Below are 10,671 nucleotides of genomic sequence, written 5' to 3'. Positions count from 1 at the left end.
GGCCGCGGCCAGATTCCTGTTGATGGTCCCCGACAACTCGGCACCGCCGGTCATCGCGCCGATCAGGACCGGGAAGCGCAGGTCCGCGCCGAAGAATTCGGTCGACAGGTCGATGTCGTCGAGGCTCGTCTGGGTCAGGGCGTTGTACGGCAACTGGTACCGCTCCAGCCCGGTGGTGACGTGCTCGTAGTTGACCGGCTCCGCGAGGCAGACGTCGATGTGCCGCCGCTTGCGGTTGGTCATCGGCGTCCGATCTGCCGTCAAGGCAGGCACCCCGGCGCGACAACGCCGCGCCCGCTCGCATCCATAATGTCCATAGTGCCCCTTGTTGCGTACCGGCAATGTGCAACGGTGCGTAATTTCAGTTGATTAATGTTTAACACACTGAAAGACTTCACATCGTGGTGTGGGATGGCGTGGCCGCGGCCGTGACGGGACGGCGCTCGTGGTTGCTCGCGCTTGCCGCCGTCCTCCTCGGTGGCGTTTTCATGGCGCTGGTCGGCGCCAACGCGGCGGCGGGGCAGGCGCCGCTGTCGGTGCCGACCGGCTCGGACTCCGCGAAGGTCGACGCCATGGCCCGCCAGTTCCCCGGGGGAGACCGGGTCCCGCTGATCCTGGTGGTCAGCCGCGCCGATGGCGCCGCGCTTGACGCCGCCGAAGTCACCGCCGCCCAAGCCGCTCGGGAGCGGATGCAGGCCGCCGCCCCGCCGGGCGGGGCCACCCCAGCGACGCCAGCGCGGGTGTCGGCCGACGGCAAGGCGGCCATCTCGGTGGTGCCGGTCAGCGCCGACCTCTCGGGGCTCGCCCTGACCGATGCGGTCGCCAAGCTGCGCAAGGCCGCCGCCACCGGCCTGCCGGAGCAGCTGGCGGCCCACGTCACCGGCGGCCCGGCGTTCGGCGCCGACATCGCCGGCGCCTTCACCAATGCCAACGTCACCCTGCTCGCCGTGACGGCATCGGTGGTCGCGTTGCTGCTGATCGCCACCTACCGCTCCCCCGTGCTGTGGCTGGTGCCGCTGCTGGTGGTCGGCTTCGCCGACCGGGTCGCGGCGGCGGTGGGCACCGCGGTGGCGCCGCTGACCGGGCTGAGCTTTGACGGGGCCACGTCCGGGATCACCAGCGTGCTGGTCTTCGGGGCGGGCACCAACTACGCGCTGCTGCTGATTTCCCGATACCGGCAGGAGCTTGGGCGCCATCGCGACCATCGAGATGCGCTGCGCCGCGCCGTGCGGATGGCCGGTCCGGCGATCGTCGCCAGCAACGCCACGGTGGTGCTGGCATTGCTCACGTTGCTGTTCGCCTCGACCCCGAGCACCCGCAGCCTGGGCGCGCTTGCGGCCTGCGGGCTGGTGGTCGCGGCGGTGTCCGCCCTGGTGATACTCCCGCCCCTGCTGGCGCTGAGCGGACGGCGATTGTTCTGGCCTTTCATCCCCCGGCCCGAAGGCACCGCCACCGCGGATTCGACGTCCTGGCAACGCATCGGCGAATGGGTGAACCGGCGCCCGGCGCTGGTCGCGGCCGTCGCGATCGCGGGCCTGGTGGCGCTGGCCACCGGCCTGCTCGGCACACGAATCGGCTTGTCGCAGACCGAGCAGTTCCGCGTCCACGCGGATTCGGTGTCCGGTTATGACATCGTCGCGGCGCATTTTCCGGCCGGCCTGGCGAACCCCACGCTCGTCATCGCCCCCACCGACTCGCCGGTCGCGCAGGCCATCGGGGCGACCCCCGGCGTGGTGTCGGCGAACGAATCGGGCCGCTCCCCGTCGGGCCTGACGAAATGGTCGGTGGTGATCGACGCCCCACCGTCCTCCGACAGGGCATTCGAAATCATTGCCGCACTTCGTGATACGACGAAGTCGGCAAGCCCGTCCGCGCTGGTGGGTGGGGCGGACGCGCAGGCGCTCGACATCCGCGACGCGGCCACCCATGACCGGCATCTGCTGATTCCGGCGATACTCGCGGTCATCCTGGTCGTGCTCTATGCCCTGCTGCGGTCCGCGCTCGCCCCTCCCACACTGCTGACGGCGACGATCCTCGGGGCGCTCGCCGCGCTCGGCATGGGCGGCTGGGCCAGCAGCCACATCTTCGGCTTCCCGGCGCTGGACAACAGCACACCCCTGTTCGCCTTCCTGTTCCTGGCCGCACTCGGCGTGGACTACACCATCTTTCTCGTCACCCGCGCCCGCGAAGAGTCCGCGGAACGTGGCGCACGCGCCGGCATGGTCGCAGCGGTGTCGGCCACCGGCGGCGTCATCACCAGTGCGGGAATAGTTTTGGCCGCCGTCTTCTGCGTGCTCGGCGTGCTGCCGCTGATCGTGCTGACCCAGTTGGGCATCATCGTCGGCCTGGGCATCCTGCTGGACACGTTCGTGGTCCGCACACTGGTCATTCCCGCGCTGTTCGCCCTCCTCGGCGACCGCATCTGGTGGCCCTCGGCCCCCAGACCCGCCAAAGCCACTGCAGCACAGGCAGAAAACCAACCGGAACGGAGCATCCCTTGAAAACGTCAACCCTCGCCGCCACCAGCCTCGCCGTCGCCGCCGCCGCGGTGACCGGCAGCGTCGCCAACGCCAAGGCCGCTCCGTCCTGGTATGCGCGGCTGCGCAAGCCGCCGTACCAGCCCCCCAACGTGGCCTTTCCGGTGGCATGGACCTCCCTCTACACCGACATCGCGGTCACATCGGCGGAGGCCATCGACCGGTTGCGGGCGGCGGGACGGGAGGACGAGGCGCGCCGCTACGCCGCGGCGCTCGGCGTGAACCTGGTTCTCAACGCCGGATGGAGTTGGCTCTTCTTCGGTTTCCACAAACTGGGCGCGTCGGCGGTCGGCGCCGCCGTGCTGACGGCCAGCAGCGCAGACCTCGCACGGCGGGCGGCGCAGGCCGACGCGCGGGCCGGCCTGGCCCTGTCGGCGTACCCGCTGTGGTGTTCCTTCGCGACCGTCCTGGCCACCCACGTTTGGCGACTGAACCGCTGAATCATGCCGACGCTTTTGTGGTTTCGTCGCGACCTGCGGTTGGGTGACCATCCCGCGCTCAACGCCGCGGCCGACGACGGCGAGGTGCTCGCCTGCTTCGTGCTGGACCCGAAACTCGAGGCGTCCTCGGGCCGGCGCCGGCTGCAGTTTCTCGGTGACTCGCTGCGGCGATTGCACGACGACCTGGACGGCCGGCTGTTGGTGACCCGCGGGCGGCCCGACGAGGTGATCCCGCGCATCGCCAAGGAGATCGCCGCATCGGCGGTGCACATCTCCGACGATTTCGCGCCGTACGGCAAGCGCCGTGACGAAAAGGTCCGTGCGGCACTGGATTCGGTCCCACTGGTGGCCACGGGTTCGCCGTATCTGGTCTCGCCGGGCCGCGTCGCGAAGAAGGACGGCTCGCCCTACCAAGTCTTCACACCGTTCCTGCGTCAATGGCGCGAGTCCGGCTGGCGGCCGCCGGCGAAATCGGGTGCCGCGTCGGCCCGCTGGCTCGATCCGGCGCGACTGCGGATCGACCGGGCCGAGATCCCCGATCCCGGCGCCACGCTCGATCTCGAAGCGGGCGAGACCGCGGCGCGCAAGCAATGGAAGTCGTTTGTCGACAACGGGTTACAGCGTTACGCCGAAGAGCGGAACCGCCCCGACCTACCCGGCACCAGCCGCATGTCGGCATACCTGAAGTTCGGCAGCATCCACCCCCGAACCATGGTCGCCAACCTCGATCTCCGTCACGGCGGGGCCCAGGCGTACCTGCGCGAGTTGGCGTTTCGCGATTTCTACGCCGACGTGTTACACCACTGGCCGGCCAGCGCCTGGCACAACTGGAACCGTCAATTCGACGGCATCCCCACCGACAGCGGCGCCGAGGCGAAACGCCGCTTCGAAACCTGGAAGGCCGGCGAGACCGGCTTCCCGATGGTGGACGCGGGAATGCGTCAGCTTCGGGAGACCGGATACATGCACAACCGGGTGCGGATGATCGTCGCCTCCTTCCTGGTGAAAGACCTGCACCTGCCGTGGCAGTGGGGCGCCGAGTGGTTCTTGGATCAATTGGTCGATGGCGACATGGCGAACAACCAGCACGGCTGGCAGTGGTGCGCGGGCTGCGGCACCGACGCCGCGCCGTACTTCCGGGTGTTCAACCCGACCACCCAGGGCGAGAAGTTCGATCCGTCCGGGGATTACATCCGGCGGTGGGTGCCCGAGTTGCGCTCCGTGGACGACGCGCACCTGCGCAAGGGCCGACGGCCGGCGGGCTACCCCGCCGAGATCGTCGACCACGGCGCCGAGCGCGCCGAGGCGCTGCGGCGTTATCAGAGCATCTGACCCGCGGGCTAGGACGCGGGCGCGGCACGGAATTGTCGCGTGCGTGAATGTTTGCTCAATCGCCCGCCCCGAAGCTGGTTGGCATGCAATTATCAGCCGATTCACAGTTGTCAAGCCGCTCGGGAGGCGCTACATGACACCCTTCATCGTTCGGACGTTGCTGGCCTCCGGTGCCGCCGCGGGCTTGCTGGCCGGCGTGACCGCCTGTTCGTGTTCCGTCGGTTCGTCGCACTCGGTCAGCAAGAGCGATGTCGCCGGTCAGATCACCTCGAAGTTGACCGACGCCGCCGGCAACAAGCCCGACTCGGTGAACTGTCCGAACGACCTGCCGGCGAAGGTTGGGGCGCAACTCAATTGCGAGATGAAGGTCAAGAACCAGACGTTCAACGTCAACGTGACCGTGACGAGCGTGGACGGCAAGGACGTCAAGTTCGACATGGTCGAGACGGTCGACAAGAACCAGGTCGCCAGCATCATCAGTAACAAGCTGGCCCAGCAGGTGGGCAGAAAGCCCGACTCGGTGACCTGCCCCGACAACCTGAAGGGCGTTCAGGGCGCGACGCTGCGGTGCCAACTCGTCGACGGCACCGACAAATACGGCATCGCGGTGACCGTCACCAACGTCGACGCCGGCGACGTCAACTTCGACTTCAAGGTCGATGACCACCCGGAACCGGCGTCCTAGCGGCGAAGCCGGGCACTGCGGGGTCACCGCCGTCTGATCAGCGAGCGGCCTTCTTGCGCTCGATGTCGGCCAGCGCGGCCGCCAGTTCGGCCCGCTGGGCCGCCGAGCTCTCCCAGGCGAGCTGGCGATTCTTGACCACCTTGGCCGGCGCGCCGACCGCGATGGAGTAGTCGGGGATCACGCCGCGGACCACCGCGTGTGACCCCAGCACGCAGCCGCGCCCGACCGCGGTGCCGCGCAGCACCGTCACCTTCACACCCACCCAGGTGTCGGGCCCGATCCGCACCGGTGACTTCACGATGCCCTGATCCTTGATCGGCAGGGTGATGTCGTCCATCCGGTGGTCGAAGTCGCAGACGTAGCACCAGTCCGCCATCAGCACCGAGTCGCCGAGCTCGATGTCGAGGTAGGCGTTGATGACGTTGTCGCGGCCCAGCACCACCTTGTCGCCGAACCGCAGCGAGCCTTCGTGGGCCCGAATGGTGTTCTTGTCGCCGATGTGCACCCACCGGCCGATCTCCAGCTGCGCCAGTTCGGGCGTGGCATGAATCTCCACGCCCTTGCCCAGGAACACCATCCCGCGGGTGATGATGTGCGGGTTGGCCAGCTTGAACTTCAGCAGCCGCCAGTAGCGCACCAGGTACCACGGTGTGTATGCGCGGTTGCGCAGCACCCATCGCAGCGAGGCCATCGTGAGGAACTTGGCCTGGCGCGGGTCCCGCAGGTTCGATCCCCGCCAGCGGCGGTGGACCGGTGCGCCCCACATGCTCGTCATGGCCGGACAGCCTAGCGCGCGCTTGCGGCGGCCGAGAACGGCGGGCAATCCGCCGGAGCCGAGTCCGCACGGGTTACCCTCACCTGTACTCACTGGCCGCTCATGCCGAACGCCGTGGAAAAGGATCTGGGATTCGAGGTGCTTGACCGACATCTCCCGCGTGGGCTTCGGCGTTGGTCATCCGCGCTGCTGGCGGCCGGGATCACGGTTGGACTCGGCGGGTGCGCCAACACCGACTCCTGGGTGGAGGCGTCAGCGTCGGCTGGCTGGCCCGCGCAATACGCCGACGCCGCCAACAGCGGCTACACCGGCACCGACGGCGCCTCCAAGCTTTCGTTGCGGTGGACGCGCTCGGTCAAGGGCAGCCTGGCGGCGGGTCCGGCGCTGAGCGCGCGCGGTTACCTGGCGCTCAACGCGCAGACCCCGGCCGGATGCTCGCTGATGGAATGGGAGAACGACAACAACGGCCGGCAGCGCTGGTGCGTGCGGCTGTTCCAGGGCGGGGGCTTTGCGGGCCCGCTCTTCGACGGGTTCGACAACCTCTACGTCGGCCAGCCCGGCGCCTTCCTTTCCTTTCCGGTGACGCAGTGGACGCGGTGGCGGCAGCCGGTGATCGGAATGCCAACCACCCCAAGGTTTCTCGGGCACGGGCAGCTGCTGGTCGCGACGCACCTGGGCCAAGTGCTGGTTTTCGAGGCCCACCGCGGCGCGGTGGTCGGCAGCCCGATGGATTTGGTGGACGGCGTCGATCCCACCGACGCGACGCGCGGGTTGGCCGATTGCGCGCCGGCCCGGCAGGGCTGCCCGGTGGCCGCCGCGCCCGCCTTCTCGGCGGCCAGCCAGATGGCGGTGCTGGGCGTCTGGCAGCCCGGCGCCCCGGCCGCGGGGCTGGTTGGGCTCAAATACCACGCCGGGCAGACGCCGCTGGTGTCCCGCGAGTGGACGAGCGACGCCGTCGGCGCCGGCGTCATCGCCAGCCCGGTGTTGTCCGCCGACGGGGCGACCGTTTATGTCAACGGTCGGGACCAGCGACTGTGGGCGTTGCGCGCCGCCGACGGAAAGGTGAAATGGTCGGCGCCGCTGGGGTTTCTGGCGCAGACACCGCCCGCGGTCACCCCGGCGGGCCTGATCGTGTCGGGCGGCGGCCCGGACACCCGGTTGGTGGCGTTCAAGGACGCGGGGGACCACGCGGATCAGGCGTGGCGCCGCGATGACGTCGTCCCGCTGTCGTCGTCGAGCCTGGCCGGCGCCGGCGTCGGCTACACCGTCGTCAGCGCACCCACGACGAACGGCGCACCCGGCATGTCGCTGCTGGTGTTCGACCCCGGCAACGGCCACACGCAGGGCAGTTACCCGCTTCCGGCCGCCACCGGCTATCCGGTCGGTGTGTCTGTCGGCACCGATCGCCGCGTGGCGGCCGCCACCAGCGACGGCCAGGTGTACGGTTTCGCGCCGGCGTGACCGGGACATACTGAGCCCATGTCCGACGACAACGAGATGCAGTCCGCGGTCGCCGCGTATTCGAGACGGAGCGAGCGCAGCCTCGCGGTGGACCGCACCGCGACCGTGGCGCTGCTCGCCGCGCAGGCTTTTCTGGTCGCGGTCACGATAGGCCTGCTCAGCGTCTACGTCATGGCCACCGGCTCCTGCGGCTACCAAAAGTGCGGCGACCCGGCGTGGATCAATCGCGCCATGGTCCTGGGCATCGGCGGCGGCGGCGTTATCTTCGCCGCCGCCCTGTTCGTGGCGGTCCGCCGCCTCGCCCGGCGCCGGACCGCCTTCTTCGTGCCGATCATCGGTTGTCTGGCGCAGGTCGCGCTGGCCGCCGGCGCCGTGGCCATGGAGTTTCAGGCCGGCCCCGTCTAGGCGACGACCCGCCTCGCCCGGCCACACCGCGCTCGCGATCGCCGCTCGCCCGATGGCGGCGACCCGCCTCGCCCGGCCACACCGCGCTTGCGATCGCCGCTAAAGGGCCAGCGGGGGGATCGCGCTACGCGGCACCGAGGCCTGGACCGGCCCGGCGAAGGCCGGCAGCATCTCGCCGGGCGCGAAGTAGAAGATCAGGTCGTCGTCGGTGATGGCGAAGTTCTGGTAATGCGTCGAATCGTGTCCCGTCGACGGCAAAATGGCTGCGCCCAAAGGGGTCTGACGTTCCAGGTCCCGCTGCACGATCGGGAAGATGCTGTCCAGCGGCGTGGTGCCCGGCGCGAACAGATTGTCGAAGACGATGGGCTGCTTGGTCCCCAGGTTGTAGTTGAAGGCCTTGTACCAGATCGAGGGGTGCGCCCCGCCGAGATCTTGAAAGAACTTGAGCACCACACTGCGGGTGTTGTGCGGCGGCTGACCCGAGGCGCGTTGCTCGGTGGTGGCTTCCAATTGGTAGGGCTGATCCCGCGACCCGGAACTCTGTGCGACGTTGACGAAGCCGTCCCGGTTCTGCCCGACGTAATCGGCGAGCGCTTGCTCGTCGGGATAGTCGGCGGGGAACACGATGTTCAGCGTGTAGTTGGGGCCGGTCGCGCGCACGCGACACATCTGGCCGTCCTCGACGGTGCCGCCCACGGTGGCGCACGACGGTGGGGCGGCGGCCGCCGGCCAGCCCCACAGGGCCGCCGATGCGAGCACGGCGACCGCTATCAGATAACGCATTCTTCAGTGTCCTTGCAGGTTAGGCGGGGGCTGGGCGCCTGGCAGAGCGATCGCACCAGCCTACCGGGCGCTATCGCGACGGACGGCAGACGAAGGCCGTCGCGCGGCCGGCCCCCCGGGAGCCGATGCGGGTGATGACCACCGATAAGGCCCGGCCGCCGCGCAGCCGCATCCGTCGCCGCAGGGCGTCGGGGTCCACCCGCACACCGCGAACCAGGACCTCCAACGTCCCGCAGTCCAGCGCGGACAGCGCCTGGCGCAGCCGCCGCTCGTCGAACGCCAACTGCTCGAGCACCTCGAACCCCCGGACCGCCGACGGCAACTCATCCCCTGACAGGTAGGCGATGTCGGGGTCGAGTTGCCACAGCCGGTGCCGCGCGCCGTAGTGGCGCACCAGCCCGGCGCGGACCACCGCCCCATCGGGGTCGACGATCCACCGCCCGGCCGGCCGCGCGGGGCAGTCGTCTGGGTCGGCGTCGGTGATCTGCTCGCCGCGATCGAGGACGCTGGCGCGGCGCAGGACGCCGCGCCGGGCCAGTCCGGGAGACCAGAGGCACGCTTCGCGCACAGCGCCGCGGTAGGACGTCACCTCGATTTCGCCGCGGAAGCCGATCCGCTCCAGATCATCGAAATCTATTCCGGGAGAGCACTTTACGACAAGGTCGCGGTCCCGGTAGGTGTCGATCAGGGCGCCGAGCGCCGGCCGGTAATCGTCGAGACGGAAGCGGCGCCGCCCCCCGAGGCGCCGCGCGGGGTCCGCCAGGACGACGGCGTCACGGGTCACCGGAGCCAGCGCGTCGGCGCGGCAGAGCGGGGCCGACTCGCCGAGGTTGTGCCGGGCCATCGCCAGTCGCACCGCGTCGAGGTCGCTGCCGAGCGCCCGCACCCCGAGGGCGCGCAGGGCGGCCACCTCGGTGCCGATCGAGCAGGTGGCGTCGTGCACGACGGATCCGGTCTCGGCGAGCCGCCTGGACCGGTGCAGCGCCACCGGCGCGGCGGTGGCTTGCTGCAGCGCCTCGTCGGTGAACAGCCAGCTCGACGCCGGGTTTCCGGCGCCCAGCCCGCCCAGTTTCTCGGCGGCGCGCCGGCGCAGCAACGTCGTCTCCACCAACACCGCGGCCCGGTCCCCGAATCGGGCGCGCGCCGCGGCGACGTCGGCCACCCGGGTCGCGTCGGTCAGCTCGAGCTCTCCGACCGCCGCCAGGGCGGCGGCACCGGATTCCGATCGCAGGTAACGGACGTCCTCGACGGTGAAGGTGAGGCCGTCACTCAGGAGGGCTTGACCCCGGTGATCATCACGTTGTAGAACCAGCCCTTCGGCGCCACGTGCCGCCACACATTGGCGTCCAGCCAACTCAGCGTCTTCCAGCTGTTGAACGCGAACTTCGCCCAGCCCCAGCCGAGCCGTCCGGGCGGCACCGCACATTCGAACGTCCGCAGCGGCCAGCCCAGCATGGCAGCGGTGAATTCCACTGTGGCCGTTTGCACTTCGGCGGCGCCGGCGTTGCCCGCCATCCGCTCCAGGTCGCCCGGGTCGAAGGTGTGCAGGTCCACGACCGCCTCCAGCGCCGCGGCCCGGGAGGACTCGTCGAGTTCGGCCTGTGGCCGCCGCCAGCCGTCGAGGCCCGGCAGCTTGGTGACGTTGGTCGCGACGCGCCAGGTCAGGGTGGACAGCGTGCGGGCGTAGGTGTCCCCGACGGTGGTCGGCTCGCCGGCGAACACGAACCGCCCGCCCGGGCGCAGCACCCGGACGACCTCCCGAAGCGCCAGCTCGACATCGGGGATGTGGTGCAGCACCGCGTGCCCGACGACCAAGTCAAAGGTGTTGTCCTCGTATGGGATTCCCTCGGCGTCGGCGACCCGGCCGTCGATGTCCAGACCCAGCGCCTGCCCGTTGCGGGTGGCGACCTTTACCATCCCGGGTGACAGATCGGTGACCGATCCACGCCGGGCCACCCCGGACTGGATCAGGTTGAGCAGGAAAAACCCGGTGCCGCAGCCCAATTCGAGGGCGCGGTCGTAGGGCAGCTCGCGCTGCACCTCGGCGGGGACGATGGCGTCGAAGCAGTCCCGGGCGTAGTCCACGCAGCGCTGGTCATACGAGATCGACCACTTCTCGTCGTAGGACTCGGCCTCCCAGTCGTGGTAGAGCACCTGGGCCAGCTTGCTGTCGTGCCGGGCCGCCTCCACCTCTTCGGCCGTGGCATGCGGGTTGGGAACGGCATCGGTCGAACTCGTCGTCATGCAGGGCAG

Annotated in this window: 10 protein-coding genes and 1 pseudogene; 6 read left to right on the top strand and 5 right to left on the bottom strand. The window is 69.8% G+C overall.

Annotated features, from left to right (window positions below; translation table 11 throughout):
- Positions 1-243, bottom strand: a pseudogene (locus A9X05_RS18405) (type 2 isopentenyl-diphosphate Delta-isomerase); the annotation flags it as partial.
- Between the two features lie 158 nt (positions 244-401).
- Between A9X05_RS18405 and A9X05_RS18400 the strand changes: the two are divergent.
- The 4 genes from A9X05_RS18400 (at position 402) to A9X05_RS18385 (ending at position 4,994) form a co-directional block, all read left to right on the top strand.
- Complete coding sequence (locus A9X05_RS18400; protein WP_067783218.1) at positions 402-2,501, top strand: MMPL family transporter; 2,100 nt, start codon at positions 402-404, stop codon at positions 2,499-2,501.
- Positions 2,498-2,977, top strand: a complete 480-nt coding sequence (locus A9X05_RS18395; RefSeq protein ID WP_067751149.1) for a TspO/MBR family protein — start codon at positions 2,498-2,500, stop codon at positions 2,975-2,977. Before A9X05_RS18400 ends, A9X05_RS18395 begins: the two co-directional genes overlap by 4 nt.
- 3 nt (positions 2,978-2,980) lie before the next feature.
- A complete protein-coding gene (locus A9X05_RS18390) occupies positions 2,981-4,309 on the top strand; it encodes a deoxyribodipyrimidine photo-lyase (protein ID WP_067783215.1) in 1,329 nt (442 codons plus the stop codon).
- 133 nt (positions 4,310-4,442) lie between these two features.
- Positions 4,443-4,994, top strand: coding sequence for a DUF4333 domain-containing protein (locus A9X05_RS18385; protein WP_067751161.1), 552 nt, complete (start codon positions 4,443-4,445; stop codon positions 4,992-4,994).
- Between the two features lie 37 nt (positions 4,995-5,031).
- On the opposite strand, the gene A9X05_RS18380 is transcribed toward A9X05_RS18385, so the two are convergent.
- Positions 5,032-5,769 carry an acyltransferase gene (locus A9X05_RS18380; RefSeq protein WP_067751167.1) on the bottom strand — a complete coding sequence of 246 codons (738 nt, stop codon included), beginning with the start codon at positions 5,767-5,769 and terminating at the stop codon, positions 5,032-5,034.
- A gap of 126 nt (positions 5,770-5,895) precedes the next feature.
- On the opposite strand from A9X05_RS18380, the gene A9X05_RS18375 reads away from it, so the two are divergent.
- Together A9X05_RS18375 and A9X05_RS18370 are read left to right on the top strand one after the other, a co-directional pair.
- Positions 5,896-7,230 (top strand): PQQ-binding-like beta-propeller repeat protein, encoded by a 1,335-nt coding sequence (locus A9X05_RS18375; RefSeq protein WP_156675587.1) that lies wholly within the window; start codon positions 5,896-5,898, stop codon positions 7,228-7,230.
- Positions 7,231-7,248: 18 nt separating this feature from the next.
- Positions 7,249-7,635: a DUF6264 family protein gene (locus A9X05_RS18370; protein ID WP_067783212.1), complete on the top strand. Its 387-nt coding sequence runs from the start codon at positions 7,249-7,251 to the stop codon at positions 7,633-7,635.
- 99 nt (positions 7,636-7,734) lie between these two features.
- Here the strand turns inward: A9X05_RS18370 and A9X05_RS18365 are convergent, their stop codons facing one another.
- The 3 genes from A9X05_RS18365 to A9X05_RS18355 all read right to left on the bottom strand — a co-directional run bounded on the left by A9X05_RS18365 (position 7,735) and on the right by A9X05_RS18355 (position 10,662).
- A complete protein-coding gene (locus tag A9X05_RS18365) occupies positions 7,735-8,418 on the bottom strand; it encodes an esterase (protein WP_067783209.1) in 684 nt (227 codons plus the stop codon).
- Between the two features lie 70 nt (positions 8,419-8,488).
- Positions 8,489-9,730 carry an SAM-dependent methyltransferase gene (locus A9X05_RS18360; protein WP_082950398.1) on the bottom strand — a complete coding sequence of 414 codons (1,242 nt, stop codon included), beginning with the start codon at positions 9,728-9,730 and terminating at the stop codon, positions 8,489-8,491.
- Entirely contained in the window at positions 9,688-10,662 is a 975-nt protein-coding gene (locus A9X05_RS18355) for a class I SAM-dependent methyltransferase (protein ID WP_067751187.1), read from the bottom strand. Before A9X05_RS18355 ends, A9X05_RS18360 begins: the two co-directional genes overlap by 43 nt.
- Positions 10,663-10,671 lie beyond the last annotated feature (9 nt).

This window comes from Mycobacterium sp. E3298 (assembly GCF_001666895.1).
Lineage (GTDB): Bacteria > Actinomycetota > Actinomycetes > Mycobacteriales > Mycobacteriaceae > Mycobacterium.
This window is presented reverse-complemented; position numbering and strand designations above follow the sequence as displayed.

Excerpts from the sequence above, each read along its gene's own strand:
- A9X05_RS18355 (WP_067751187.1), bottom strand. The coding sequence starts at position 10,662 with ATGACGACGAGTTCGACCGATGCCGTTCCCAACCCGCATGCCACGGCC.
- A9X05_RS18380 (WP_067751167.1), bottom strand. The coding sequence starts at position 5,769 with ATGACGAGCATGTGGGGCGCACCGGTCCACCGCCGCTGGCGGGGATCG.
- A9X05_RS18390 (WP_067783215.1), top strand. The coding sequence starts at position 2,981 with ATGCCGACGCTTTTGTGGTTTCGTCGCGACCTGCGGTTGGGTGACCAT.
- A9X05_RS18365 (WP_067783209.1), bottom strand. The coding sequence starts at position 8,418 with ATGCGTTATCTGATAGCGGTCGCCGTGCTCGCATCGGCGGCCCTGTGG.
- A9X05_RS18385 (WP_067751161.1), top strand. The coding sequence starts at position 4,443 with ATGACACCCTTCATCGTTCGGACGTTGCTGGCCTCCGGTGCCGCCGCG.
- A9X05_RS18370 (WP_067783212.1), top strand. The coding sequence starts at position 7,249 with ATGTCCGACGACAACGAGATGCAGTCCGCGGTCGCCGCGTATTCGAGA.